The sequence below is a fragment of the Neobacillus sp. DZ-9 genome, from assembly GCF_059587065.1.
Genome location: NZ_JCAIOL010000005.1, coordinates 275,196 through 301,220 on the forward strand (window position 1 = coordinate 275,196; position 26,025 = coordinate 301,220).

General features: G+C 36.5%; 28 protein-coding genes. 20 read left to right on the forward strand and 8 right to left on the reverse strand.

The annotated features are described in order from the left end of the window. Positions 1-9: 9 nt before the first annotated feature. Positions 10-396, reverse strand: coding sequence for a hypothetical protein (locus AC59HZ_RS16265; protein WP_496546838.1), 387 nt, complete (start codon positions 394-396; stop codon positions 10-12). A 110-nt stretch (positions 397-506) separates the two neighbouring features. On the opposite strand from AC59HZ_RS16265, the gene AC59HZ_RS16270 reads away from it, so the two are divergent. After that, a complete protein-coding gene (locus AC59HZ_RS16270) occupies positions 507-869 on the forward strand; it encodes an acyl-CoA thioesterase (RefSeq protein WP_496546839.1) in 363 nt (120 codons plus the stop codon). Positions 870-905: 36 nt separating this feature from the next. Here the strand turns inward: AC59HZ_RS16270 and AC59HZ_RS16275 are convergent, their stop codons facing one another. Next, positions 906-2,078: a glycosyl hydrolase family 18 protein gene (locus AC59HZ_RS16275; RefSeq protein ID WP_496547063.1), complete on the reverse strand. Its 1,173-nt coding sequence runs from the start codon at positions 2,076-2,078 to the stop codon at positions 906-908. 293 nt (positions 2,079-2,371) lie between these two features. Between AC59HZ_RS16275 and trhO the strand changes: the two genes are divergently transcribed. Beyond that, positions 2,372-3,331, forward strand: a complete 960-nt coding sequence (trhO, locus tag AC59HZ_RS16280; RefSeq protein ID WP_496546840.1) for an oxygen-dependent tRNA uridine(34) hydroxylase TrhO — start codon at positions 2,372-2,374, stop codon at positions 3,329-3,331. 173 nt (positions 3,332-3,504) lie between these two features. Further along, positions 3,505-5,292 carry an oligoendopeptidase F gene (gene pepF / locus AC59HZ_RS16285; RefSeq protein ID WP_496546841.1) on the forward strand — a complete coding sequence of 596 codons (1,788 nt, stop codon included), beginning with the start codon at positions 3,505-3,507 and terminating at the stop codon, positions 5,290-5,292. 208 nt (positions 5,293-5,500) lie between these two features. Here pepF and AC59HZ_RS16290 read toward each other — a convergent pair whose 3' ends face one another. From AC59HZ_RS16290 to AC59HZ_RS16300, 3 genes are all read right to left on the reverse strand, one after another. Next, positions 5,501-6,226: an MFS transporter gene (locus AC59HZ_RS16290; RefSeq protein WP_496546842.1), complete on the reverse strand. Its 726-nt coding sequence runs from the start codon at positions 6,224-6,226 to the stop codon at positions 5,501-5,503. Continuing rightward, positions 6,211-7,104 carry an MFS transporter gene (locus AC59HZ_RS16295; protein WP_496546843.1) on the reverse strand — a complete coding sequence of 298 codons (894 nt, stop codon included), beginning with the start codon at positions 7,102-7,104 and terminating at the stop codon, positions 6,211-6,213. Before AC59HZ_RS16295 ends, AC59HZ_RS16290 begins: the two co-directional genes overlap by 16 nt. 111 nt (positions 7,105-7,215) lie before the next feature. Beyond that, positions 7,216-8,076, reverse strand: a complete 861-nt coding sequence (locus AC59HZ_RS16300) for a TetR/AcrR family transcriptional regulator (protein WP_496546844.1) — start codon at positions 8,074-8,076, stop codon at positions 7,216-7,218. Between the two features lie 216 nt (positions 8,077-8,292). Between AC59HZ_RS16300 and AC59HZ_RS16305 the strand changes: the two genes are divergently transcribed. The 5 genes from AC59HZ_RS16305 to AC59HZ_RS16325 are packed head-to-tail and all read left to right on the forward strand — an operon-like array spanning position 8,293 to position 13,255. Continuing rightward, positions 8,293-9,207, forward strand: a complete 915-nt coding sequence (locus tag AC59HZ_RS16305; RefSeq protein WP_496546845.1) for a DUF7847 domain-containing protein — start codon at positions 8,293-8,295, stop codon at positions 9,205-9,207. Between the two features lie 29 nt (positions 9,208-9,236). Further along, positions 9,237-9,893 (forward strand): DUF4129 domain-containing protein, encoded by a 657-nt coding sequence (locus AC59HZ_RS16310; RefSeq protein WP_496546846.1) that lies wholly within the window; start codon positions 9,237-9,239, stop codon positions 9,891-9,893. 5 nt (positions 9,894-9,898) lie between these two features. Beyond that, positions 9,899-11,017, forward strand: a complete 1,119-nt coding sequence (locus AC59HZ_RS16315; RefSeq protein WP_496547064.1) for a DUF4350 domain-containing protein — start codon at positions 9,899-9,901, stop codon at positions 11,015-11,017. After that, positions 11,014-11,943 (forward strand): AAA family ATPase, encoded by a 930-nt coding sequence (locus AC59HZ_RS16320; protein WP_496546847.1) that lies wholly within the window; start codon positions 11,014-11,016, stop codon positions 11,941-11,943. The genes AC59HZ_RS16315 and AC59HZ_RS16320 overlap by 4 nt, the downstream gene beginning before the upstream one ends. Further along, positions 11,894-13,255, forward strand: a complete 1,362-nt coding sequence (locus AC59HZ_RS16325) for a DUF58 domain-containing protein (RefSeq protein ID WP_496546848.1) — start codon at positions 11,894-11,896, stop codon at positions 13,253-13,255. Before AC59HZ_RS16320 ends, AC59HZ_RS16325 begins: the two co-directional genes overlap by 50 nt. Here the strand turns inward: AC59HZ_RS16325 and AC59HZ_RS16330 are convergent. Beyond that, complete coding sequence (locus tag AC59HZ_RS16330) at positions 13,233-14,213, reverse strand: stage II sporulation protein M (protein ID WP_496546849.1); 981 nt, start codon at positions 14,211-14,213, stop codon at positions 13,233-13,235. The two genes, AC59HZ_RS16325 and AC59HZ_RS16330, sit on opposite strands and share 23 nt — an antisense overlap. A gap of 113 nt (positions 14,214-14,326) precedes the next feature. On the opposite strand from AC59HZ_RS16330, the gene AC59HZ_RS16335 reads away from it, so the two are divergent. Together AC59HZ_RS16335 and AC59HZ_RS16340 are read left to right on the forward strand one after the other, a co-directional pair. After that, positions 14,327-15,130 carry an RDD family protein gene (locus tag AC59HZ_RS16335; RefSeq protein WP_496546850.1) on the forward strand — a complete coding sequence of 268 codons (804 nt, stop codon included), beginning with the start codon at positions 14,327-14,329 and terminating at the stop codon, positions 15,128-15,130. 43 nt (positions 15,131-15,173) lie between these two features. After that, positions 15,174-15,752, forward strand: coding sequence for a GNAT family N-acetyltransferase (locus AC59HZ_RS16340; protein ID WP_496546851.1), 579 nt, complete (start codon positions 15,174-15,176; stop codon positions 15,750-15,752). A gap of 163 nt (positions 15,753-15,915) precedes the next feature. Here the strand turns inward: AC59HZ_RS16340 and AC59HZ_RS16345 are convergent, their stop codons facing one another. After that, a complete protein-coding gene (locus tag AC59HZ_RS16345) occupies positions 15,916-16,275 on the reverse strand; it encodes a spore coat protein (protein ID WP_496546852.1) in 360 nt (119 codons plus the stop codon). Between the two features lie 34 nt (positions 16,276-16,309). Beyond that, a complete protein-coding gene (locus tag AC59HZ_RS16350) occupies positions 16,310-16,576 on the reverse strand; it encodes a ferritin-like domain-containing protein (protein ID WP_496546853.1) in 267 nt (88 codons plus the stop codon). Between the two features lie 814 nt (positions 16,577-17,390). Here AC59HZ_RS16350 and AC59HZ_RS16355 point away from each other — a divergent pair. The 10 genes from AC59HZ_RS16355 to AC59HZ_RS16400 all read left to right on the forward strand — a co-directional run bounded on the left by AC59HZ_RS16355 (position 17,391) and on the right by AC59HZ_RS16400 (position 26,022). Continuing rightward, positions 17,391-17,816, forward strand: a complete 426-nt coding sequence (locus AC59HZ_RS16355) for a DoxX family protein (protein ID WP_496546854.1) — start codon at positions 17,391-17,393, stop codon at positions 17,814-17,816. Between the two features lie 442 nt (positions 17,817-18,258). Further along, positions 18,259-19,161 (forward strand): cation diffusion facilitator family transporter, encoded by a 903-nt coding sequence (locus AC59HZ_RS16360; RefSeq protein ID WP_496547065.1) that lies wholly within the window; start codon positions 18,259-18,261, stop codon positions 19,159-19,161. Between the two features lie 160 nt (positions 19,162-19,321). Further along, positions 19,322-19,630 (forward strand): putative quinol monooxygenase, encoded by a 309-nt coding sequence (locus AC59HZ_RS16365; protein WP_496546855.1) that lies wholly within the window; start codon positions 19,322-19,324, stop codon positions 19,628-19,630. A gap of 170 nt (positions 19,631-19,800) precedes the next feature. Next, positions 19,801-20,217 (forward strand): BlaI/MecI/CopY family transcriptional regulator, encoded by a 417-nt coding sequence (locus tag AC59HZ_RS16370; protein ID WP_496546856.1) that lies wholly within the window; start codon positions 19,801-19,803, stop codon positions 20,215-20,217. A 1-nt stretch (position 20,218) separates the two neighbouring features. Further along, positions 20,219-21,076 carry a M56 family metallopeptidase gene (locus AC59HZ_RS16375; RefSeq protein ID WP_496546857.1) on the forward strand — a complete coding sequence of 286 codons (858 nt, stop codon included), beginning with the start codon at positions 20,219-20,221 and terminating at the stop codon, positions 21,074-21,076. A gap of 221 nt (positions 21,077-21,297) precedes the next feature. Next, the gene (locus tag AC59HZ_RS16380; RefSeq protein WP_496546858.1) at positions 21,298-21,702 is read left to right on the forward strand and encodes a DoxX family protein; all 405 of its coding nucleotides are present in this window, start codon (positions 21,298-21,300) and stop codon (positions 21,700-21,702) included. Between the two features lie 49 nt (positions 21,703-21,751). After that, a complete protein-coding gene (locus AC59HZ_RS16385) occupies positions 21,752-22,432 on the forward strand; it encodes a DsbA family protein (RefSeq protein ID WP_496546859.1) in 681 nt (226 codons plus the stop codon). Between the two features lie 121 nt (positions 22,433-22,553). Further along, positions 22,554-23,198, forward strand: coding sequence for a glycosyltransferase (locus AC59HZ_RS16390; RefSeq protein WP_496546860.1), 645 nt, complete (start codon positions 22,554-22,556; stop codon positions 23,196-23,198). A gap of 380 nt (positions 23,199-23,578) precedes the next feature. Then, on the forward strand, positions 23,579-25,015 hold the full coding sequence (locus AC59HZ_RS16395; RefSeq protein ID WP_496546861.1) for a sigma-54 interaction domain-containing protein: 1,437 nt from the start codon (positions 23,579-23,581) through the stop codon (positions 25,013-25,015). Between the two features lie 242 nt (positions 25,016-25,257). After that, the gene (locus AC59HZ_RS16400) at positions 25,258-26,022 is read left to right on the forward strand and encodes an SDR family NAD(P)-dependent oxidoreductase (protein ID WP_496546862.1); all 765 of its coding nucleotides are present in this window, start codon (positions 25,258-25,260) and stop codon (positions 26,020-26,022) included. Positions 26,023-26,025: the final 3 nt, after the last annotated feature.

Here is a 26,025-nt window from a genome sequence, read left to right on the forward strand (position 1 = left end):
TATTTAAATCTATAATGGATTAACACCTTGAAAAACACCATCAATAAAAACAGCCATTTCTGTTTTACCCTCTTCATTAGTAACAGGAATTCCTACAATCTTTACTTTGTAATAGTAATTATAAAATACTTCTATTGCATTTACACCATCGAATTTATATCCCTGTTTTTTAAAATTATTTTTAACATTCTTATATCCTTCACTTTTCAAAATATCAGAGACGATTTTATTTCTTTCAGCTCCAAGGATTGGTATAACATCTTCACAATGGCAAGGTTCATCTGTTATTAAAGATTGTATCGAAAATATTTCTGCTGCTTTTGCTGTATTCCCAGTGGATACAAACAATGTTAAAGCGATTAAGCCTCCAAATAGTAATGGTAGAACTTTCTTCATCTCTTTTCCTCCTTTTTTGCAACTCTATTACTCATTTCTGTAAAATGCGACAAAATCCTTCAAAAACTTCGGGAAATTATTCGACAAATACCAAAATTTATGATTAATATGTGTCATTAAACTGCTTATTGCTACCAGTTTGGTTCGAAGCAGGCCGTAATCAACTTTTTAAATTATTTACTCCTGATCATTCATTTGAAAATTGGAGAATGATTATTCTTAAAATGAATGTTGAATATGTTAGCCAGATTTATTTTGGTGAAAATGTGGAGGTTAAAACTTGGGTGCAGAAAATTGGAAATTCGAGTTTAGAGCTTTATGAAGAAATTCATCAAAATAAACGGGTATGTGCAAAAGGAACTGCCTTTTATGTAAACTTTAATGTCCAAAAGCAAAAATCAGAGCCAATTCCTGAAAATATTCGAATGGAATTAGAGAAACATTTATATAACCAATCAGATGTCATGGAATAGTAAAAAAGGCTGCCCTCATTTAAGAGGAGACAGCCTTTAATTTTTCTTCACTGTGTAATATTTGACAGGTTCCTTGCTTGAATCCTTAATTGCAGTATAAATCGTCCCAGTTAAACTTTTCGGGCCTTGGGAATCAAGGCCTGCTTCCCAAAGCATCATTCCGCCAAAACCATGATCAAGGGCGAGTTTAGTTTTCTTTTTCATCGTGACATCGCCGTTGTAATAATAGGTGGTGCCATTCATTTTTACTGTGTCATTGGCAGCATTAGCTGGGTTTTGATTAACGATGGCTGAATAGGAAACCTGCTTGATTTTTGGATCTACAGGCTGGGCATATAAGGGAACGCCTAAAACCAGTTTTTCTTTTGATAATTTTTGCTGATCGAAATAGTTTGCCCAATACTCGACAATCTTTTCAGCATATGGGTAGGGAGACAAATTCTCAGCATGATAGCCATCATCCCATTGACCGTCATAGGCCATGATATTAACATGGTCAACATACTGGAACATGGTCGGCTCATATTTGACAAACCCTGTTTCCTTCAAGGTGATTGCATGAATTTTTGCATATACGGCAATCGATAATTCCTTCTTTTTCGGGTGAAGCTTTTCGCTTAATTCCTTGGCGAAAGCGGCTAAATTTTGAGCATCAGCAGTTGAATGGGGATGCTCAAAATCGATATCAATTCCATCTAGCTTTTCCCTGTCTGCGAAACTAGTAAGCTCATTAACTAGCTTTGTTCTGGATACAGGATTAGAGATAGCCGCTTTAAAATACGGATAAGATTCTCCACCATTCATGTGAAACCATCCGCCAACTGCAATCATGACTTTTGTATTGTGCTTCTTTGCTTTTGTTACCATCGTACGTAAGTTTTTTAATGGAGTATCTCCATTAAGCAATATCCCGCCATCCTTAGTTGGATGCGCGAAAGAAAAGATTACGTGCGTAAGTTTTGAGTAATCAACTATATTTGGATCACGGTAATCCTGAACATAGCCGATTAAAACTTTGGAATGAGATTTATCTACTTGGGGTAATGGTTTTTCCATTGGATTAATGGAAGATTTTGGTGCTTTATCTATATTAATCTTATCAGAGTGGTTTGACTGTGACTTATCTCCAGTGAATAATGTTCCAGTAATAATTCCTCCAATAAAGGTAATGGCAATTACCAGTCCTAGGAGGAGATTACGTTTTTTCATCAATATGGATTCCTCCCTATTTTTCACTTACCTAAAAAATTGTAACAGAAAAAATGGGAAGAATGAGTTGGTAATATCGACCTGTTTTTGGATTATTTCATTTTTCTAATTGGGATCCCATTGTAACAACCATTTATCGCTTTTTCATTTATAGAGTTTACAATTAAATAGAAAATATGAAGAAATCATTATCATTAATCCACTTACAGGCAATTTGATTGAAAGTTAATTTAAACTTTGTTAAAATTGGTTGTTAGAATTTTAAACAGTTTTATTAATGTAAGGTGGTAAACATGAAACAAGAATATAGAGTGTTATTATATTATAAATACGTACAAATCGAGAATCCGGAGGAAACGGCGAATGAACACCGCCAAGAGTGCCAGGATTTAGGTTTATTGGGTCGTATCATCATTGCCGCGGAAGGAATTAATGGAACTGTGTCTGGTACTATCGAACAAACGGATGCCTATATGAAATGGATGGATGAGCATCCGCTTTTTTCGGGTACTGTTTTTAAAATAGATGATGCTGATGAGCATGCTTTCAAAAAATTACGTGTTCGACCTAGGTCAGAGCTTGTTACTCTCCGGTTAGAGGATGATGTTGATCCGAATGTTCTTACCGGCAAGCATCTAAAACCGAAGGAATTTTTCGAAGCGATGCAAAGGGAGGATACTGTCGTCATTGATGCGCGAAATGATTATGAATTTGATTTAGGTCATTTTAGAGGTGCAGTAAGGCCAGACATTCTCAACTTCCGGGATTTACCGCAATGGATTAGAGAAAATAAACAAGAGTTTGAAGGTAAAAAGATTCTTACGTATTGTACAGGTGGTATTCGTTGTGAAAAATTCTCTGGCTGGCTTCGAAAGGAAGGCTTTGAAGATGTTTCACAATTAGAAGGCGGCATCGTCACGTACGGAAAAGACCCGGATGTACAGGGGGAATTATGGGATGGCCAGCTGTATGTTTTTGATGAGCGGATCAGCGTCCCAGTTAATCATAAAGAGCAAGTTGTTGTAGGTAAAGATTTCTATACGGGTGAGCCATGTGAACGTTATGTTAATTGCGCAAATCCAGAATGTAATCGAAAGATCCTTTGCTCAGAGGAAAATGAACATAAACATTTACGCAGCTGTTCCCATGAATGCCGGGTACACCCGAAAAATCGTTATATCGCCCAGCATGGTTTAAGCGAAGATGAAGTATCAGAAAGATTGAAGGCCATTGGTGAAGAAGTAATTATATAAACAAGGATGAGGCAGGTCATATTAATGGCCTGCTTTTTCTATTTATCTGCTATTACTTTTGAAAATGGAAATTTTTTATCTCCATGTTAAAGGATTTAGGTGAATCCATTCGAATATATTTAACATAAGGAAGTTTTTAGAGGTAAAAGTTATTGAAAAAAGGAGCATTACGAATGACAACCTACACGACAAGAAAAGAAGTCCCTATTCACGAGAAATGGAATCTAACAGATATATATTCAGACGAAAATAAGTGGGAAAATGATCTTCAGCTAATAGAAAAAATGGCAGCAGAACTTAAGGGGTTTGATGGTAAGATAACCGATGGGAAATCCTTATATCTTTATTTGAAGCAAAGGGAAGAATTATCGTTTGTTTTTAATAAGGTTTATGCTTTTTCCATGTTGAATGTTGATGTAGATACAAGGGAAACAAGCTCTCAGGTTTTGTTAGATCGGGCTAAACAATTGAGTGTAAAGGTCAGTGCATCAACTTCTTTTTTCATGCCTTTTTTATTAAGTTTAGAGGAAGAAACCTTAAAGGCATATATAAAGGAAGAAGAAGGTTTAAAATACTTTGAAGAGGATTTATTAGAGTCGTTCCGGTATAAAAAGCATGTGTTAAGTAAGGATCAGGAGGAAGTTTTATCCCAATTAGGGGAAGCGCTATCAGTTCCAAGTCATACTTTTGGCATGATAAATAACGCAGATATCAAATTTGGCGAAGTGACTGCAGAGAACGGTGATAGAGTGGAATTAACTAGGGGGATGTATTCAAAATTAATCGAGGATGAAGACCGGGATAAGCGAAGGGAAGCCTATAAGGCGTATTATCAACCATATGTACAACTGAAGAATTCCATTGCATCCACACTTTCAGCAGCCATTAAAAATAATGTGACTATGTCTAGAATACGTCAATATCCATCAGCGCTTGAAAAAGCTTTATTTGGTGATAACGTACCAAAAGAGGTTTATGAAAATCTCATCCGAACTACTAAGGAGAATATCGCCCCGCTTCATCAATATAATAGAATCCGTAAAGAAAAGTTAAGGTTAGATGAACTGCGACAATATGATATGAGTGTTCCGCTCATCAGCGGCGTTAAACAGGTAATCACTTTTGAAGAGGCTTACGAAACGATGTGCAACGCATTATCACCTCTTGGCGATGATTATTTGGGTATCTTAAAAGAGTTTAAAGATGCTAGATATATCGATGTTCGTGAAACCCCGGGCAAACGTTCCGGAGCCTATAATCTTGGAGTATATGGTGTCCATCCATATATCCTGCTTAATCATCAAGATGATTTAGACAGTTTATTTACATTAGTCCATGAATGCGGTCATGGTGTTCATAGTAAGCTAAGTTCACAACATCAGCCGCAAATTACCGCGGGCTATAGTATTTTTGTGGCGGAAGTAGCTTCGACAGTCAATGAAGTTTTATTAATTAACTATTTGCTCAACATCGAGAAAGATGACAACATCCGAAAACACCTAGTCAATCATTTTATAGATCAATTTAAGGGGACCTTTTTTACTCAAGTCATGTTTGCCGAATTTGAGAAAAAGACACATGAAATGGCGCAAGACGGCCGTCCATTAAATGTAGAAGTATTCAATCAAACCTATGAGGCGTTATTTAGAGAATACAATGGAGAAGAGATTGTATGCGATGTGGAAGTAAAATATGGCTGGTCTCGAATTCCTCATTTTTATCGTCCATTTTATGTTTATAAGTATGCCACGGGATTTGCTTCAGCTATCCATTTAGCAACAAAGATTTTAGAAGGGGATAAGAAAACCTTACATTCCTATTTAGAGTTTTTAAAGAGCGGCAGCTCCGATTATCCGCTGGAATTGTTGAAAAAGACCGGGGTAGACCTAACGACACCTCTCCCGATTGAGAATTCTCTTCGTAAGTTTAGCGAACTTGTTGAGGAGTTCTCAAAATTATAATCCACTATTTATTTCCAAGGAGCGATGAAGGTCAAAATAACCCGCAGGATTCTGCGGGTTATTGTCTTAGTTTTGGATGATAACTACGTCACTAATATCTTGGCTAACGGTTTTTCTAGCTTTTTCAAATCAATTAGGCGGTGAAGAAATAGCAGGGGACTAATGTGAAAAACAAGGCATTATTACATGCCTTGTTTTCATTTTAAACTTATTCAGTTGCTTCCCGTCCAAAGGACTTTTCTGATTGTTCCTTTTCTTGGGTAAGTTCATTGTCCTTTTTAATACGGCCTTTACCAACAGATAGAGCAACTAATACACCAATTGCAATAAAAATTAGACCTGTTAAAAAGACGGTTGTAAAGGATTCTGACCAAGCCGTTTCAATCCCGTGAATGACGATTTTTTGTATATCACCAGGTAGTTTTAAAAGCCCTGGGTTGAGTAATAGTCCAAAAAGTGCATCTGTTTTATCGGAAAGAGTTTCTAAAGCTCCGTGAGCAACAGGGTTGTCAGTATTTTTAGCTATATCGGCCATTTTTGTTTCAAGAGAATGGTTCATGACGGAGTTTAAAATTGTTATGCCGATCGTACCGCCAATAGAACGGAAGAAAGTGGACGCAGATGTAACTGTACCTAACTGTGATTTTGGAAATTCATTTTGAATCGCAATCATCAACGTAGGCATTACCAATCCCATTCCTAAACCAAGAACGACCATATAGGCGTATGCTGTAAATTCGCTAGAATCCAATCCCATGGTGCTCATCAAATAAAATCCTAGACCTGCGAGTACCATTCCGGCTGTTAATACCGAACGGAAGCTAAATCTAAGCAATAATTGACCGCCAATAATACTTGCTGCAATCATAGCAATCATCATCGGAGTCATCGTAGAACCAGCTTGAGTTGGTGAAACCCCTAGAATTCCTTGCATATACATTGGTACGAACATAATCGCCCCAAACAGCCAAGCCCTAACAAAAATCCTAAGCCATTCATTGTGGCAAAAATACGATTTTTAAAAAAGGATAAATCTAAAATAGGTTCAACTGCTTTTTTCTCAATAAATCCGAAAATAATAAATAGGACAATTGCTCCTCCGAAAATCAGGAAGGATTTGGTGGATGCCCAGGCAAATTTATCGCCGCCAAAGGTTAAACCAAGCAAGAGCAATACAATTGCTGGTATCAGGGTAATAATTCCTAAATAATCGATGTTCACTTTTTCTTTTTTCGCAGCAGCATTTTCATTTTTTAATCCGGCAAAGATTAATAACGCAGATAATAAGCCGAAAGGCACGTTAATGAGGAAAATCCAATGCCAGCTGATATGGTCGACAATCAGACCGCCAAGGAACGGGCCAATAACGGAACTTAATCCAAAGAGACCGCCAAAGATACCTTGCCATTTTGCTCGTTGTTCAGCTGTAAAGATGTCACCGATAATTGTTTGTGAAAGCGGCATAATCATTCCGCCGCCAATTCCTTGAAGTCCACGATAGAGGACCAATTGTTCCATGTTGGTCGCTGTAGCACATAGACCCGAACCTATGATGAAGATGATGGTTCCGAGTAAATAGAGAGACCGTCTGCCATAAAGGTCAGATAGCTTTCCGACAATTGGTACTATTGTTGTCGAGGTAATCATGTAGGCAGTTGTTACCCAGGCAAAAATTTTGAAGCCATTTAACTCAGCAATAATTGTTGGCATGGCTGTCCCGACAATTGTTTGCTCGAGGGCACTAAAGAACATACCAATGATTAAGCCGGTTATGACTAATCGGGTATTAATCCCTTTTTCTTGTATTCCCATATTTATGTCTCCTATCCATAGTGTTTATTCGTTTTAGCAATTATTGACCGCTGAGTCATTATACACCCGTATGTCTGGTCAGTCAATAAAAATCAAAAAGTATGGATTTGATTAATCCTCAAATCCATAATAAGACGCAATGGAACTCGTATATGCTTTAAATTCACCAACATCCTTAAAGTTAAATAACATACCTTTGATTACTGGAATTCGTGGACTTTCTTTTTTAATTTCCTCTTCCAGAACATCCAGTGATATTTCCAACGATTCTTTATTATCTAGATGACTTAATTCTTCTCTCATCTTTTGTACTATTTGATGGATGTCAATATTTTCAAAGAGACCCTTTGATTTTATCAGTACGGTTTTAATCTTATCTTCTGTTAAAAATGGCGGTTCAGACGTAATATCTTTTACAATACTATCTAATCGTCTCATTAAATACTGAGTCAAACCATCAAAATCGAACCCATTTGGCTCAAAAAACATCAATTTCATATAGGATTGAAATAATCCTTCAAGTATCAAGGCCAGATCAACGGTATAAGCTTCTATATTGTTTCCATAAATATCCCTTAATCCTTTACGAAAAAGAAGGTGATTCTCATAGTGCTTGCTAAACATAAGGTCTTTAATTTTTTCATTCCTTGGAATGGCTTGTTCTTTTGAAAGCATGATTAAAAACTCTTTATGCCCTAAAAAAGTACCAAAGAGCGAAGATAATTGTTTGATAAATTTATCTCGTGGGGACAAATTTTGCTGTTCATATATGGAGATACTAGAGTGAACCGTTTCAAAGATATACTCCAAAATGGCAAGTAATAATTCATCTTTTGATTTAAAATGTAAATAAAATGCCCCTTTAGAGATGCCGCTTTCTGTTGCAATTTCTTGAATGGAGGTTGAAGAAAAGCCTTTGCTGGCAAATAACTTCATCCCCGACTCAATAATAATCTTTTCCTTTTCCCGCAAAATAAACCCTCCAAAAAATGACTGTCCGGTCAGATTTCTAATTGTATAGTCAAAATGCTATTCGAATTGAACTCATTTGTCAACAAACATAAAGAAGGTGTATCTGCTCAAAAACACCCATATTTTCCATTTTTTAATAACTTTTTACACTTATTCTGGTAGAATACTGATAAAATAAACCTTAAATATATTTCTATTAGATAGGGGGAAATTGATTTGGATTCGAAATTTACGAAACCAAAAGGATTTGGTGAAATTCTGGATCACACGTTTAATTTATGTAAAAAACATTTTAAGGAGTTTTTCCTGATTGTACTTATTTTAATGGGACCTGTTTATTTAATTCAAGCCATCCTTCAGCTTATGTCGGGGACTAGCTTTTTTAGACAGGTTGGGAGTGGGAGTGATTGGTTTGAAAAAATGCTTTCAAGCTTTGAAGAGTCAGGAACATTCGAAACCAGCAGTATCAGTGCAGATATAGGAGTAATTGTGATAGCAATTGTAAGTTTCCTTCTGTTTCCCGTTGCAGAAGCTGCAGTGCTTTTTGCGGTTAATCACATTAGGGAAAATGAAGAATATTCATCAGGCTTAGTGATAAAAGAAGCTTTTTCAAGATTTTGGCCCATGCTAGGGAGTTCGCTGTTATTTGGCCTAATCGTGTTTGGAATCATCCTAATTCCTGTGGCCATCATTACTGGTGCTGGCTTCGGAGTTTCGGCACTTGGGCATCCAATAGTTGGAATTCTTACAGGGGTATTGCTTTTTATTGCTTTCGCATTGGTAATTGGTTTACTAATAACCCGCTGGAGTTTTTATTTTGCTTCGGTCGTACTTGATCGTCAATCACCGGGCCTTTCAAGAAGCTGGAGGATAACCAAGAAACGCACTTGGCCATTATTGGGGCTTTATATTGTATTTTACTTGATAATCTCTAGTATTAGTTTTGCTGTACAAGCGAGTTTAGGACTCTCCTTAGGAAACAGTGTGTTGTTATCGATCATTAGTAACCTTATAACGATCATTACGACAATGTTTTTCACTGTCGGATATGCGGTTATGTATCTGGATTTAAAAACTAGACATGATGCTGATGATATTAAAGAAATGATTGAAGACTATTATTTGAAATAAATAACCGATTTAAAGTTAGGTGATTGTTTTTGCTGGATGCTAACAAGGCACGAAATGAATTAAAAGATATCTTAAGTATGAAGGAATACCAGGTCTACAACAATCAAACAAAGGGCTTTCTGGAAACTTTGTGGGAACAGGCGAAAGAATGGATAAGTAACAAGCTGGAAAACTTGTTTCCTTCTATCTCATCTGCCAGTCGACTTTCTGGCCCAATCCTAATTGCCATCATTGCTATCGTAATAATAGGTTTAGCGGTTGTTGCTTTTTTCCTTATCCGTAATAACAGGCGAAACCGTCTGCACCGGGAGCAAAAACCGCTCAAATCATTACAGGAAATAAATTGGTCGTTTCAACAGCACTTACAAGAAGCAAGGCGGCAAGAATCTTTCGCAGATTACACTCTAGCAACCCGCCATTTATTCTTAGCTTTATTGCTTTACTTCCATGAAAAGGGTTGGCTTGAGGCAAGAATGTGGAAAACGAATTGGGATTATTATGAGGAACTTCGTAAAGTCAATAGGGAAAGTGCTGATCAATTTTATAGCCTTGCTTCTTTTTTCGATCAAGTAACTTATGGCGAACAAAAGATTGAAAAAGAGGCGTTCCTGCCATTTAAAAATGGGGTAAAAAATTGGCTGCTTGAAGAAGAGCGTCAAGAAGTGGGGAGGAAGGAGACACATTGAAAAATATGTATTCAAGCAGGAAAACTTGGCTTTGGCTTATATCGGTACTAATCCTTTTTATCCTTATAAGTTACTTCACCTTTTCACCAAAGCCACAGCCCTTTCCAAGATATGTGACGGATTCTCCCTCCCCCACCGGTGTAAAGGCTATTTATACATACTTAAATAAAGAAACGGATGTTGCCATTTGGGGGAAGCCGCCAGAATTGCTGCCCCATACTGCAAAGAATAAGCTCCTTATTATGATCGAGCCGTCTATTCAGCTAACCAAAGAGGAAATGCAAAAATACGTCTCTTTTATGGAAGATGGAAACACGATTTTGTTATTAAAAGACAATCCTAAAGGGATGTTTGACGTTAAAACCGTATCCACTAAGAATGATGCTCCTACTACTATCTTTGATAATGAGAATAGAGTGGTAAAGTCAAAAGTGAAAAGTAGTCAGCGCTTGAAGCCAAGCGGTCAAGACAAAATCCTTTTTCATGATCATTTAGGTCCTATTGCCTTAAAACGTACCATCGGCAAGGGACGATTGATTGTTGCGGTATCACCTGAATGGATGACAAATCAGAATATCCTAAAGTTAGATAATTTGTCTCAAATTCTACTATTAATAAAAGAAGGAAATTCAAACGCGATTTTGTTTGACGAATACATTCATGGCCAATGGAATGACACAGGGTTTATGTCGGCATTTCCTAAATGGTTATTGCTTATTTTACTTCAGGGAGCAGTAGTTATCATTCTTTGGTTATGGTTGAAAGGAAAGCGATTTGGCCCGATTTTCATGCCAAGGGAGGAAACAGTCCGCTTTAGTGATGAAGGAATTCGTGCCTTAACAGCCTGGTATCTTAAAGGCAGGCGCTATCATGATTCGATAATCATTCAAGCTGACTATGTAAAACTTCTTCTCCAAGAACGATGGGGGATTCCCTACAGTCGGAAATGGATGGATCTTCCTAATTATTTGGAGCGAAAATGGCAGCAAATACCGACTAGTGAAATTCGGCCATTTATCAATGGATTGACACAAGTTTTAGAAAAAGAAAAAATCAGTAAGCAGGAATACTTGCTTTGGTCAAAAAAGTTAGATCAATTGAGGAAAGAGGTTGAGGCGGGATGAAAACGGAGTTAACATCCTTTTTAGATAAATATGAGGAGAGAATATTAGGACAAAGCCTAAATTTAAGGCTCCTTTTATCTGCGATATTAGCAGGAGGACATGTCTTGCTTGAGGGGGTCCCTGGAACAGGCAAAACACAAATGGTTCGGACGCTTGCTGGTCTGCTCGGTGGAAGCTTTAACCGGATCCAATTTACCCCTGATCTACTTCCCAGTGATATCACAGGAAGCACGATATACAACCTAAAGGATAGTACCTTTCAAACCATAAAGGGTCCTATTTTTACAAATATTCTTTTGGCGGATGAAATTAACCGGACACCTGCAAAAACACAAGCGGCTCTTTTGGAAGCTATGGAGGAAAAGCAAGTAACGATCCAAGGTGAAACCTATCAACTGCCGGAAGTATTTTTTGTCGTGGCCACACAAAATCCAATTGAATTCGAAGGAACCTATCCGCTCCCTGAAGCACAGCAGGATCGCTTTCTGTTTAAGCTTCATATTGATTTCCCTTCGTTTGAAGAAGAGAAGGATGTACTAAAACAAGTCATTGAAAAAAGCTTTGATGAAACATTTATCACTAACGTTCTAGAAATGGATACGTTTGTTTCCATTAGAAGAGAGATTGAGAAAGTAACTGTAAGTGAGAATGTGATCGATTACATCATGCAAATTGTTCGGAGAACTAGGGAATCAGAATCGATTCGCTTTGGGGCAAGTACAAGAGCAGGAATATCGATTGGAAAAGCGGCTCAAGCCTGGGCCTACCTAAATGGTAGAAATTATGTAACCCCAGATGATGTGAAAATGACGGCCAAACCGGCCCTAAGACACCGGATTCAATTATCCCCGCATGTGGAATTGGAGGGAGCAACCGTTGACCAAATCATTGAAGAGCTTGTGGGCTCGGTTCCTGTTCCAAGATAGAGGGATATTGCCGACAAATCGATTATTGCTCCTATTTTTTATTTTTTCCCTTTTCTTAACGCTTGGGTCTTTTTGGGGAGTTTATTCATGGGGATATGTCTTGTTCGTAAATGGATTCGTTTTTTTGGTAAGTCTTGCAGATCTTTTGTTATCACCAAGAAAAAATCAGCTTTTCTTTAGTCGTTCACTTTCAGAAGAGATGGAAAGGGGGATTACCTATTCTTTCAAAATTAATATAAAGAATGAATCAGTTTATCCTTTTTCATATCGCCTGATAGATGGACTCCCGCAATCCTTTGAACAGGGATTTCCACTTGTTGGATCAATCCCTAAGGAATCTGCCGGAGCGGTCTCATATGAAACGATTGCTCAAGAAAGAGGTCAATATGAGATTCAAAAGCTATATTTTCGATATCGCAGTCTTTTAGGATTGTGGGAAAAGCAGGTAACTGTGGATTTAGCCGATTCAATAAAGGTTATTCCTGATTTAACCGAGACAAAGCAATATTTAGAAAATGCCCAGCAATTTTTGCTTCATGAAGGGCTAAAGATTCGCAGAATGCGAAGCGGTGCTGGTGATTTCTCAAAAATAAGAAGCTATGTGGTCGGGGATGATCCGCGAAAAATTAACTGGCGACAAACGGCGAAACTTCATGAAGTCATGACAAATGAATATGAACCGGAGCATGGCAAGTATATCACGATCTTAATTGATTGCGGAAGAATGATGGGGGCCGAATTAAAGAAGGGAAACCGCTTAGAAAGAACAATTGAGGCGGCAATGACCTGTACGGCGGCTGCCCTTCAAAAGGGAGATTATGTGTCTGTGCTGGCTTTCTCAAATGAAATAAAAGTTTATGTCCCGCCAGCGAAAGGGATGGCTCACCTCCAGACTATCCTGCAAGCCATCTACAACTTGAAAGTAGATGCAGCAGAATCCAATTATGCCGCAGTCCTTCAATATTTAGAAATGGTCCAAAAGAAGCGAAGTCTGCTCCTGTTATTTAGTGATGTTCGCACCTTTCTCCATGAAGAAAGTGCCCTTATCTATTTAAAGAAGCTTAGACAACGACATCTGTTTTTAATGATCGGAATTGAGGATCGTTCATTACAACGAAGAATAAATGAGGAGCCAATCGATGTTCAGACGGCAATGCTAAAAAGTATTGCTGAGCAGCAAAATCTGATTAAGAAAAGAGAGAAAAATAAATGGGAAAAACAGGGCCTCCAAATGATCGAGGCCCAAGAAGAAAAATTGGCGATAAGGGCCGTTTCCCATTATATTGCCATTATGAATCAAAACCTTTTATAGTTTTAGTTTTCGTCAGTCTTAACCTGCCAATGATGACATAAAGGATTAAGCCAACGACTGTTAAGAAAGCGACTAGGTATTTTGCTTCTAAAGAAATCGCGGCAGGTGTGATAAAGCCCTCAATCACTCCTGCAATAACAAAAAGCGGAATCGTTCCTAACAGAAGCTGAACGGAGCGCTTGGCTTGATTCTTTAATTGGTAACCTCTTGTATGCTGCCCCGGGACAAACAACTTGTAGCCCATTAATAACCCTGCACCACCAGCAATAAAAATGGCTGTAAGTTCGATCATGCCATGGGGGACAATAAAGGCCCAAAAATCATAGGATTTGTCGTGGTGCCAGAATAGGGCAGCAAGCGCTCCAATTAGGATGCCATTGTAGACAAGTAAATAAACAGTTAATAACCCAAAGGTGATACCTCCTGCAAAGGCTAATATTGCTACTTTGATGTTATTCGTCATGATACTTGCAGACATCAGGGAAGAATCTACTGCACCACGATCGCTGCCAACTTGTTCAGGGTCAACTCCTTGAGCGATATTGGCCGGAATTAGAGAATAAATATGAAGGGGATCATTATAGACTGAAATAAAGCTCCCCAATGCACCGATGGTAAAAAGTAACATCGCAACCACAACGAATTTCCATTGTTCTAAAAACAGGCCGACAAATTTGGTTCCGAAAAAATATCGAATTTGTTTAAAGCTTGAAACTTGATCCTTGTATAAAAGATTATGGGATTTAGCAACAAGTCCATTTAAATATTGTGTAACTTCATCATTTGGGAAGTAGGTCTGACTGTACGATAAATTCTGAGCAGCTTTTTGGTAAAGTCGATTAAATTGCGTAATATTTTCGCCAGTAATGGTTTTTCTGCTTTTACTTAATGCTGAAATCAGCTGTTCGAGCTGTTTCCAATCTTCTCGATGCATTTTAACAAATTGCTTTAGATTCATTTTGACACCTTCTTGTTTAGTCAGGCTTGGATTACTATTCCTAATTATAGTAATTTTGTAGAAAAATAGGAACAGAAATAGAAAAAAACATCCTTGTTTTAGGGGGACTTCTTTTGAATCAGGACAAAATGGATATCAAAACACCTGAATATGTATCACTTCAATTTCAGCTTTCCGGTTTAGGCAGCCGGGCAGCCGCTTTTTTAATTGATCAATTAATTTTATGGACAGTTAATGCCTCAATTATTATTATCTTAGTAATTATCATGAACAATGAAACATTTCTACCGATATTTTTCGCAGAGAATACGATTCCAATTGCCATCATGATTATTGCTTTGTTTATCATTAATTGGGGGTATTTCTTTGCCTTTGAGTTTTTTTCAGGAGGAAGGACGATAGGAAAAAAATTATTAGGGATAAGAGTTATTCAGGAAAATGGGCATAGCATTACCTTGCTCTCAAGCTTTATCCGTAATTTAATGCGTATCATTGATTCCTTGCCAACAGCTTATTTCCTTGGCATGATTATGGTATTTTTCCATTCTAAGCATAAAAGACTTGGCGATCTCGTTGCTGGCACGATTGTTGTCCACGAGCGCAAGGCGAAACGGAAAAAGAAACTTACACCAATAGAAAAAGAAATTGAAAAAAGAGGTTTATCCAAAAATGATCTTTCCATTGACGAATGGGCGTTAAAATCATTCAGTGTGAAGGATTGGAAGCTCGTAAGTACATACGTCAGCCGTTTTCAACAATTACCTGAATCAGAAAGGAATCCATTAACGAAGCAGATCTCCGGTATTTTGCTGCCGAAAATAGGTTTAGGTGTGGAAGAGAAGGATGATTGGGAATTAGAAAACATTCTATTGGTCCTTTATTTAGTCCTAACCGACGAATGGGAGTTTGAAATTTAACACATACTTCCTTTATGAAATTTTTCCATAAAGGAGTATAACCATGCATTGGTATGAAAAATTGAATCAATACTTTCCGGTTGAGGAAATGAAATCAAAAGAACATATGGAAACCCTGCTAAAAGAGCGTTCCGATATTTACCATAAGGATGAGGGACCCAATCATGTATTAATGTACGCTGAACTAGACAATTTTGTTTTTATTGATTACCTCTTTGTATCAAAAAATGCCCGCGGCCAGGGACTTGGTCATAAATTGATGGAAAAAATGAAACAAAAGGGGAAACCGATTATTCTGGAAGTAGAGCCAGTTAATTACGAAGACAGTGATACTGAAAAGCGGCTGCATTATTATAAACGGGAAGGTTTCGAGCATGCCCATTCAATCGGGTACAAAAGGCGGTCGCTGGCAACCAATGAGATCAATGCAATGGAAATCCTCTATTGGGCACCGAAAAATGAATCTGAAGAGATGATTTTTGAAGCGATGAAAAAAACATATGATTTGATTCATACATATAAAGATCAATATTTTTATGGTGAGTCCTATCAGCCTGTTGAAGAAGTTCTGACCTTTAAAGATGATTCTCCGAATGAAAATATATTAGATAATTTGGAATAGATTTTGTAATTGAACTGCCTTTTTATGGCAGTTTTTTTATAAAATAGGTCAGTATGAGGCTTGTGAAATGCCATTTGAACGTTATTTGGAGTTGGAATAAGTTACCCCGCGAATGACAACTTAAAAACGCAAAAGCCTGGTTTAACCAACCAGGCTTTCCAACTTAATATGGGAATTGTGTAGAGTAATTGCTAAATTGCTGATAAGCTTGGTCAACTTTTTGCTGTTCCTCTGCTTCAAGCTTATACCAGCCATTTTGGAACATTAATAAATACAGCTCCCGACAGCTTTGGTGTGTTTCGTTTAAAATTTGAAGTAAATCAGCATGCAGTTTATCATGGCTAGCCTCACGTACAGCAGTGTTTAAGCTGTCCGTTAAATATTTGCAGGTGCTGAGTCCATCATTTAAGAAGTCACGGTCGTTCATCTCAGGGCCTTTTACTTTCGGTAATTGTCCGGATTGCGGATTGGCAATTTGATTTGGGTTTTGCGGTTGCTGACTTTGCATTTGTTGATTTTGCATTCACTGAACCTCCATAGTTATTAATTCGGATACATCACTGCTGCTGTGTTTTAGGCAGGCTGGCTAATATCGAATTGTTATCGACCTGTAGATGAGTTAGTAAACGTTGATAATGATTTTGATGCATTTGTCCTGCTTTATCCAATGCTTGCTTAAATTGGGGATTGGTTGCATTCTGAGCTAAAAAATGAAATTTCTTAAACGCTAAAAGCTCCCAGGATAAAGCATCCTTTATATAAGATAAATCTTTTGTGGTGATTGCAGGCGGTGGATTGGGAATCGGTACTTGATTTGTCTGCATAGTAAAACTCCTTTCAAAATTGTCTATACATAATGTGTTACCGGCAAGAAAGTTTATACATAATAATGTGAAAGTCTTTTAGCTGTTGTCCGGTGCGTTTACCTAGATTTGTTGGATTCTTTATTTAGGGAATGTTAGGAATAGTCGGTGCTAATATCAATTACCCGATTTAATACAAGAAATAGGGAGGAACAGTCATGGTTAAAATTACTCATGCTGCAATCGTAAAAATTACAAATGAAGTTCAGGATGTTATTGACGAAGGGAAAAAGCCGCTAATCCGTTTAGCCATGGGAATTAGCTGAGGGGGCCCACAGCTTCGTCTGACTCTGGAGGAGTCAGCTTTAGGTAATGATGAAATCATAGAGCAAGATGGAATTCAATTTTTAGTCAATGAAAGATATATGGTCTATTTTGATAATGCTAAAATTGACTATATTCATTCGGTATTCGGAGGCGGGCAATTTAAAGTGCTTCGGGTTTAATTAGTAACGGTGTTCCATACCAAAAATGAGTGTCAAATTGTATATCAATTTGACACTCATTTTTTTGGTGGTGGAAACCGAAGGAAGTCTTGAAGCAATAAGATTCAAAAGCATTAGATTGAAAAGACAGAAAGTTTTCTATTAGAAAACTTTATTTCATATAAACAAAAAAACCGTTGACATTCCATAATCATGTTTGGTATTTTATAAGAGAACAAAAGTTCATATAGGAAAACTAAAAAGACAAAACATTTTGCCTATTTATCTCGAATTAATAATAAATAGTTTCGAGATTTATAAATAAAACTATAAAAGAGGAGAGAAGAACAATGCAATTAAAAAACGAAGTAGGAGCACTTATTTTAAGAGTGACATTAGGTGTATTATTTTTAATTCATGGGATTGTAAAGTATCAGGGGGGAATTGAAAATATAGTAGGTTGGTTCAGTAGTATTGGATTGCCAGGATTTATGGCATATGCTGTAGGCTTGCTTGAAATTATTGGAGGCATCTCTTTAATCATTGGATTGGGAACAAGAATTGTTTCTGCTTTATTTTCTTTCCTAATGATTGGGGCAATCCTAAAGGTAAAACTTTCAGTTGGATTATTAGGAAATGGACAAATGGCAGGATATGAATTAGATTTAGGCTTCTTGGCAATGGCAGTTTTTCTAGTAATCAGCGGCAGCAGGTTATTATCAATCGATCAATTATTTACTAAAAAGGATTCAACTGAATTAAGAAAAGCCGCTTAAGAATGAATGATAATAGAGCCAATCGACAATGGTCGATTGGCTTTTTTATACGCTTTGGTTGAGCCCATTTCATTATTGAAATTATTTCTTCCCAATTTTATTACCTCCTTGTCCAACCAATCTCACTTAACAGTTTATTCAGGGATGTTGGACAAGAATGGACTAGTAAAAGGGGACAAATATCTTTTTAAAAATAATTTTTGAGTAAATGAGTTAGAATTCCATTTAATTATTATATCAACATATTATTTTAAACCTGGTTTCTTATTGTTTTATGTTGAATAAAGAATATGTTTCATTAATACAACTTTGTTTGAAACCTATTAAACTGTTTTATTAGTGATAAATTAATAGATTTCTGCAATAATGTTTCTCTAGACCCACCCAAACTTTATTTGATAAGATACTCAAGTGATTTTTTTGAGGTGGGATTAAATTGGATATGAGAGAATCTTTAGCAAAAAAAGTTGCTTGGATAAGTGTTATTAGTAATATTCTTTTGACGTTAGGAAAATTAATCGTGGGCTGGTACGGGAAGAGTGATGCGGTGTTTGCGGATGGAATCCATTCAGCCGCTGATGTTTTTGCATCTGTAATAGTACTATTAGTTATTAAAATTGCAAATAAACCTGCTGATCAGGAGCACCCATATGGGCATGGAAAAGCAGAAATCATTGTTTCAGGAATTGTAGGGATAATCTTACTCCTGGTGTCTCTTTATGTGGTATATGAGGCAGCTGTAGGATTCTTTCACCCAATATCTACACCAAATATTCTTGCTATGTGGGTGGCAATTGTATCTTATGGTACTAAAGAGTTACTTTATAGATACTCTTTAAAGGTTGCGAAAGTGCAAAACAGTAAGGCGATTGAAGCAATTGCATATGATCATAAAGCAGATATTGTTGCATCAATAGCGGCTGCGCTGGGTGTGATTTTATCCATTATTGGAGATAAATTTAACATTCAAGTTCTTCTTTACGGGGATAAAATAGCTAGTATTGTAGTAGCAGTTTTAATTTTTAATTTAGCGAGGGAAATGCTTAAGGAATCTTTTGATATATTACTTGAACGAAACATTGATTCAGAAATTCTAAATGACTACCGATCAATCGTTTCCTCATTTCGAGAAGTTAAAAGAATCGACAGGATACGAGCGCGGGAACATGGCCACTATATTTTGGTTGATCTTAGAATATCAATTGATCACGAGAAAACCATTAAAGAAGGTCATGATCTAACCAGAGAAATCAAACAGGAACTGAAGAGAAAACATGAAAATATTGAAGAGGTGCTTATCCACTTGAATCCGTACTTTCGAAAAGAGGATATAAAATCTTCCTAACCGAATTTTCATTAAAATCTCATCATTGGTCTAAAAAGTAAGCATATAATAATAAAAAAATTAACCTCCCGCCAACATTTAACTATCTTATCTTCTTAAGGTAGTTTTTTATTGTCATCAGTATTAATTCTCAAAGCCATAGAAAAAAGGAGGTATGAACATGAGTAAATATTGCATATATAGTACATTAATTGCAAAATCGGGAAAACGTGAATTGTTAATTGAATTAGTGACCCAAGCTACAGCGTATATGAAAAATCTGGCTGACTGCCATTTATTTAACTTTAATGTATCCATTGAAGATTCTAATCTAGTGTTCATAAGTGAGGTATGGAGTAGTGAAGGCACATACCAATCCTCTATGGCGCTTGAATCAACCAGGAAAATAATAAAACTTGCGAAGCCATTATTATCTGGGATGGTCAGGATAAAATCCTTAAAGCAAGGTGAGGGAGAATCTTTTGTTTAAATCAGTTTTCTTTTATATACCTTCTTTTTGTTTTTATGAGAGTCAACAGTTATCTGTTGGCTTTTTGTGTTGTTTTTGTTTTTTAGTGTATTGAGCTTTAGTAGTCATAAAATCAGATTGAAAAAAAATATATTTTACACTACAATTTGTAATGGAAGGGTGGTCGTTAAATGACAATTAATAATTTTCGTTTTGACCAAGAAGGACTAAATCGCTTTTTCGGTCCACTCGAGGCCAAGATCATGAACATTCTTTGGAACGGCAATGAGATGAGTATAAAAGAAGTCCAGCATCAATTAGAAAACGAGAAGCCTATAAATTTTAATACAGTTATGACTGTAATGAATCGTCTTGTTGATAAAAACATCCTTACGAAAAGATTGGAGAGAAGAACGTCTCTCTTTAAACCTTTAAAATCCAAAGAAGATTTTATTAACCACCAATCAAAGAAGCTAACGGAAAATCTTTTGGATGAATTTGGGGGACTAGTCGTCAATCATATGTTGGATTCCTTAAAAGATATTGATGATCATTTATTGCAAAAACTAGAGCATAAACTGGAACAATTAAAAAAGGACAGAAAATGAAATGGCCTGGAAACATAAATCAATTGCAGTATTAGGATTAGCCCTTTTCTTTGCCATCATTTTGTTTGCCCAAATGGTTATGTACTTGATAAATATCCTATTTGGACCAATAGAGCTGTTTAATATTTTTAATTTTTGCGTAAGTTTATTTGAAAGAGGAACGTTTGCCTATTATGCGATAGTGCTAATGGTAAACTTCTACATTTTTTATTCCGTAATCATTATTGGTAAAAAGGTTGTTAATCAAATCATTATGTTAAGGTCATTTCGTAAAAAGTTGCTCCAACATATTAATAATGATAAATCTAAACATTTGAATCAAATGTTTAATAGAATAAATGAAGACATTGTTGTTATTGAAAATAATGAGTTATTGGCATTTACTTTTGGTTTTTGTAAACCAATAATAGTGCTTTCTAATACATTAATCGAAATGTTAGATTCGAAGGAATTAGAAGCAGTAATATATCACGAAACTTCACATCAGAAATATTTTGATGGTATTAAAGTATTTATTTTACAAATCATTTCTGAAGCGATGTGGTATATCCCACTTACAAAATGGTCGTATCAGAATTATAGGATTTTAATTGAACTGGCTGCAGATGAATTTGCGATTAATCGAATGGGTTCTGAACTTGGTTTGGGAAGTGCGCTATTAAAGCTAATCAAGAAGAAATTGAACTTTAATTCAAATCCTACTACATCTCTTGTGCATTTTGCCGATGAAACAGTCGATTACAGGCTTAAACAACTGATTGATCCTCAACAAACTATCCCTGTTAAGGTTGACACAGGTTCGATAATTATTTCGTTAAATGTTTTTATATTAATCTTATTTATCTTAGTTATTGCATGAGAAAGGGTTGGAGCGAAATCCAATCCTTTCTCAATTTAATGGGTATCTTTTTAATGATTAATAATTCTTGACCATTATTGGATGCTTGCACTACAATGAGTAGTGTATTAAGAAAGTTATTTTCTTTTATTAGGAAATACTATTTTAATAAACACTACACATCGTAGTGTTTGGATTTTCATTTTCTACAAGAAAAGATGTAAAAGAAAGGAGCAGCAAAATTGAAAAAAACAGAGGTTGGGGTATTTATTTTAAGGGTATTCTTAGGATTATCATTTTTTATCCATGGTGTTTCAAAGTTTCAAAGTGGTATAAGCAATACCGCAAGCTGGTTTGACAGTATTGGACTACCAGGCTTTATGGCGTACGCAGTTGCCATTATTGAATTAATTGGCGGACTGTTATTAATAATCGGATTTGGTACTCGATACATAGCAATGCTCTTTTTATTCATCATGATCGGAGCCATATTTAAAGTAAAATTAGCAGCAGGCTTTATGGGAAATGGACAAGGTGCAGGGTATGAATTAGAACTAGCTTTTGCTGTTATGGCAGGCTTTTTATTCCTAAATTCTAATTCTACTCTTTCTCTAGATTCAAAATTGTTTGCTAAAAATCAACAATAAGATCTTGAATTCATGGAGAGATTACAATACTAAGAAAGAGGGGAAATAGATGGCTTCAGTTAACAAAAAAACAATACAATCGAAAAAACAATCAAAATTTATTTTCTGGGTGATTGGTCTAATAGCCGTATGTCTCTTCGGTTTAATATTTTTATCAAATACAGCAAAACAAGAAGCAATGGACTACGAAGGACAGCCTGTTTTAGGGGAAAAGTCAGCCCCTGTTAAGATAGTTGAATTTGGTGATTATAAATGTCCCTATTGTAAAAATTTTAATGATTCGCTTTTTCCGAATATCCAAAAGGATTTTATCGATACTGGAAAGGCTTCGTTTTATTTTATGAATTATTCGTTTATCAATGTTGATTCTACTCGGTCTGCAAAATTTGCCGAAGCAGTATTTAAAGAGTTAGGAAACGAAAAGTTTTGGCAGTTCCATGAGCTATTATATAAAAAACAACCAGATGATTCTAAAGCAGAGCAAATGGATATTTATACAGAATCTTTCCTAAAGGAAATATTAAGTGAAATTGCCTCTGATGCAGAAGTGAAAAAAGTGGTCAGCTCCTATAATAATGGGCAAACAAAAGAAGCATGGGAAAAAGATATGAACGCTGCTAATAAGTTAAGTATTACTAGTACCCCTACCATTTTTATTAATGGTGTAAAATTTGAAGGGAATACCTACGATGATTTCAAGAAAAGAGTAAACGAAGCAGCAAAAGAATAATTTTGTAATACATCAAAACCTTACCGACATTTATGGTAAGGTTTTTTGTAGTATGAATATAAAAATCCCATATATACAAATAATAAAAAGGTACTTTTTAACTTTGGAGGGAAAAGGCTTTATGAGAAAATTATTGTTAATGGGATTGATTTTTTTATTTCCACTAAACATGATGGCTGGCACCACCAGTGCATTCGCTAAACCGCAGGTAAAATGCATTAGCCAATCTGAGGTAAAGTTCGAAAATAAATTCAGGAGACTTTGGATAGATCATGTTTTGTGGACAAGTAATTATATTACAAGTGCAACAACAGCTGGAGCGAAGGATCAAAAGCAGGTACTGACTAGGCTTTTGAAAAATCAGGAGGATATTGGGAATGCTGTAAAGCCAGTATACGGAGAGAAAGCCGGGAACAAACTTACGGCTTTGCTTAAGGAGCATATTGTTCTTGCGGGAAAGATTGTCGATGCGGCTAAAAACGGAAATAAAGCCTTGGTGAATCAGTTAAACAAAGAATGGTATCGAAATGCTGATGATATTGCAGCTTTCCTTAGCAGTGCCAATCCCCATTTAAAAAATGAAGATCTAAAAAAATTGTTATATATGCATCTGAAATTTGTGACAAATGATTTATCTGCAAGCTTAGCAAAGGATTGGAACGCAAGAATAATTTCAATTGACGGTGGGGTCTCACATATAATTCTAATGGCAGATACTATTTCTGCGGGAGTTGTAAAGCAGTTTCCAGATAAGTTTAAAAAATAATCGTAAGAATCTCCAGCATTCTGTTGGAGATTCTTTCATTTTGGGGGGCATTTGTTTGCTCTATGCCATTAGAAGTTTAATTTAACAAATTAACATTCTTGAAATATTAAATTCACCACTCATTTACTGTAATTAAACCCTAGGTTAATAGTTCTATCTTATATTTTATGGTATTATGGCACCGCTATATTGACAGGACCAAGTCTTAATAGTCATTTCCTCCTAATTTTTTCAAAAAACAGAAAAAACAAAGGAACTTAAAATGTTTTTAGCGAATTAAATAGGAAAAATGATTCCAATTCGAATCAACCTTAAATTTTGATTCTAAATGTAATCGACCTTTCGAATTCACTTAACTATTCCACCAGGGGGACCATGAAATGAAAACGAGGCATCCAAATGCTGATATTTTCCTATCAGAGATCACGAAACTTGATAGTGTTACAAAGAACGATATTGAAACCATATTAGTATCGATTTTTCAGTCCAGTTATGATGGCATTTACGTGGCAGATAAACATGGAGTGGGCATAATGGTAAATGCTGCGTATTCAAGAACTACGGGAGTAAAAAGCGAAGAATTGCTTGGAAAGAACATGAAGACCGTTGTGAAAGAGGGGATCGTGTCAGAATCAGTCACGGTGAAAGTTTTAGAAAAGAAAACACCCCAAACGATTATTCAATCGGTGAGAGGAAAGGAACTATTGGTTACGGGAAGTCCGGTATTTGATAGAAATGGTGATATCATTTACGTTGTAACAAATGTAAGGGATATTTCGGAATTAAACGCCATAAAAACCGAACTCTATCAATCCAAAAAAATGACCGAAACCTATATGAATGAAATTGAAGAATTACGAAAAAGAGAATTAATACATATGCATCTTGATGGGGTTGTCGCGCAAAGCCAGGAAATCATGAAGGTTTTCCATCTTGCCAGAAAGGTGGCAAAGGTGGATTCCGGCGTCCTTATATTAGGCGAGTCTGGTGTCGGGAAAGAAGTGATTGTCAATTACATGCACCAAGAAAGCGACCGCGCGGCCAAGCCATTGATAAAAGTAAATTGTGGCGCGATCCCAAGTCATTTGCTGGAATCTGAATTGTTTGGCTACGAAAAAGGAGCTTTTACAGGGGCGAACAGTCAGGGCAAGCCCGGTCTATTTGAGCTGGCAAATGGGGGAACCATTTTTTTGGACGAGATTGGCGACATGCCCATCGATCTCCAGGTGAAGCTATTAAGAGTCCTTCAGGAATTTGAAATCATGCGTGTCGGCGGCACAAAAAGCATCAAAATTGATGTCCGAGTCATATCAGCCACACATATGAATTTAGAGGAAATGGTCGATAAGAATGACTTTAGAAGGGACCTTTATTACCGGCTCAACATTGTACCTATAAAGGTTCCTCCATTGAGGGAAAGGAAGGTTGACATTGTTCCTCTTGCGTTCTACTTTTTAAATAAAACCAATAAAAAAACGCATTTAAATAAACGGTTTCATCCTGAAATCCTTCAATTTTTTGAAGGGTATCACTGGCCAGGAAATATAAGAGAGCTTGAAAATTTTATCGAAAGGCTGGCTGTGACAACGGATCAAGATGAAATATCCATAAAGGATTTACCTCCTTACCTGCTACCAAGCAGGGATTCTAAAAAATCTGAAGGCGGTAAGCTGAAAGAAACCCTGGCAAATGTGGAACGGAAAATCATTAAAGAGCAAATGGAGGTATCGAAGACAACACGACGTGCCGCGGAGGCTTTAGGTATTAGTCAATCAGCCCTCGTAAAAAAAATGCAAAAGCTGGGTTTAACGATGTGATGAAAAAAGGAATCAAATTTTTAAAAAGCAGGCAGTCATTCGCTGGCTTTTTTTATTTGAATACTTTCAGATTTTACTTAAATATAACGAGAAATATATCTACTTTTGTATAAAAATGTCGAAAAATTACATATTTTCTATTTTTACAGAAAATTGGCACGCTTTTTGCAAATAGAAAATATGTATGCATTTTTCAGTATTTCAAAAATAGCTTAAGCAAAGATTGGAAGGTGTAAAAGGGTATGAACATACCAACATTTGATCTCACAGGAAAAGTGGCGCTCGTCACAGGTGGAAGTAAAGGCATCGGTTATGGAATGGCAGAGGCATTGGGGCATTATGGTGCTACACTGGTCATTTCCAGCCGTGGGACAGCGGAAGGGGAAAACGCTGTTTCACAACTAAAAGAAAAGAATATTGATGCCACTTATATTCCATGCGATGTGACAAAAAAAGACCAGGTAGAAAAATTGGTTACTCAAATTGTCGAGAAATTCGGCTCGCTTGATATTTTAGTCAACAACGCCGGAATGAACATCCGCAAACCGCTGGTAGAGGTAGAAGAAAGTGATTGGGATACCGTTTTTAATGTCAATCTCAAAGGACTTTTTCTAGTAGGGCAAGCTTGTGCAAAGCAGATGATTAAACAAAACTATGGAAAAATCATTAACATCTCATCGATTCTTGGAACAATCGGCATGCAGTTTCAAACTTCCTATGCGGCAAGTAAAGGAGGCATTAACCAATTAACAAAGGTTTGGGCGGAGGAATTAGCTCCTCATAACATTACGGTTAACTCCATTGGACCAGGTTATATTATCACTCCAATGACGAAGGAATGGCTTTCTGATCCGGAAAGATCGGAAAAAATCATTAGTTCTACCATGATTAAACGAATCGGAGAAACCTCTGACCTTGTTGGACCAGTCGTTTTCTTAGCTTCTGATACTTCAAAATATGTAACTGGTCAGGTACTGCATGTTGATGGAGGCTATACAGCACGATAATGC

Bases quoted from the DNA above. Each gene is read 5' to 3' on its own strand.
- AC59HZ_RS16265 (WP_496546838.1), bottom strand. From the start codon at position 396: ATGAAGAAAGTTCTACCATTACTATTTGGAGGCTTAATCGCTTTAACA.
- AC59HZ_RS16275 (WP_496547063.1), bottom strand. From the start codon at position 2,078: ATGAAAAAACGTAATCTCCTCCTAGGACTGGTAATTGCCATTACCTTT.
- trhO (WP_496546840.1), top strand. From the start codon at position 2,372: ATGAAACAAGAATATAGAGTGTTATTATATTATAAATACGTACAAATC.
- pepF (WP_496546841.1), top strand. From the start codon at position 3,505: ATGACAACCTACACGACAAGAAAAGAAGTCCCTATTCACGAGAAATGG.
- AC59HZ_RS16290 (WP_496546842.1), bottom strand. From the start codon at position 6,226: ATGCAAGGAATTCTAGGGGTTTCACCAACTCAAGCTGGTTCTACGATG.
- AC59HZ_RS16295 (WP_496546843.1), bottom strand. From the start codon at position 7,104: ATGGGAATACAAGAAAAAGGGATTAATACCCGATTAGTCATAACCGGC.
- AC59HZ_RS16315 (WP_496547064.1), top strand. From the start codon at position 9,899: ATGTATTCAAGCAGGAAAACTTGGCTTTGGCTTATATCGGTACTAATC.
- AC59HZ_RS16320 (WP_496546847.1), top strand. From the start codon at position 11,014: ATGAAAACGGAGTTAACATCCTTTTTAGATAAATATGAGGAGAGAATA.
- AC59HZ_RS16330 (WP_496546849.1), bottom strand. From the start codon at position 14,213: ATGAATCTAAAGCAATTTGTTAAAATGCATCGAGAAGATTGGAAACAG.
- AC59HZ_RS16340 (WP_496546851.1), top strand. From the start codon at position 15,174: ATGCATTGGTATGAAAAATTGAATCAATACTTTCCGGTTGAGGAAATG.
- AC59HZ_RS16345 (WP_496546852.1), bottom strand. From the start codon at position 16,275: ATGCAAAATCAACAAATGCAAAGTCAGCAACCGCAAAACCCAAATCAA.
- AC59HZ_RS16350 (WP_496546853.1), bottom strand. From the start codon at position 16,576: ATGCAGACAAATCAAGTACCGATTCCCAATCCACCGCCTGCAATCACC.
- AC59HZ_RS16355 (WP_496546854.1), top strand. From the start codon at position 17,391: ATGCAATTAAAAAACGAAGTAGGAGCACTTATTTTAAGAGTGACATTA.
- AC59HZ_RS16360 (WP_496547065.1), top strand. From the start codon at position 18,259: ATGAGAGAATCTTTAGCAAAAAAAGTTGCTTGGATAAGTGTTATTAGT.
- AC59HZ_RS16365 (WP_496546855.1), top strand. From the start codon at position 19,322: ATGAGTAAATATTGCATATATAGTACATTAATTGCAAAATCGGGAAAA.
- AC59HZ_RS16370 (WP_496546856.1), top strand. From the start codon at position 19,801: ATGACAATTAATAATTTTCGTTTTGACCAAGAAGGACTAAATCGCTTT.
- AC59HZ_RS16375 (WP_496546857.1), top strand. From the start codon at position 20,219: ATGGCCTGGAAACATAAATCAATTGCAGTATTAGGATTAGCCCTTTTC.
- AC59HZ_RS16385 (WP_496546859.1), top strand. From the start codon at position 21,752: ATGGCTTCAGTTAACAAAAAAACAATACAATCGAAAAAACAATCAAAA.
- AC59HZ_RS16390 (WP_496546860.1), top strand. From the start codon at position 22,554: ATGAGAAAATTATTGTTAATGGGATTGATTTTTTTATTTCCACTAAAC.
- AC59HZ_RS16395 (WP_496546861.1), top strand. From the start codon at position 23,579: ATGAAAACGAGGCATCCAAATGCTGATATTTTCCTATCAGAGATCACG.
- AC59HZ_RS16400 (WP_496546862.1), top strand. From the start codon at position 25,258: ATGAACATACCAACATTTGATCTCACAGGAAAAGTGGCGCTCGTCACA.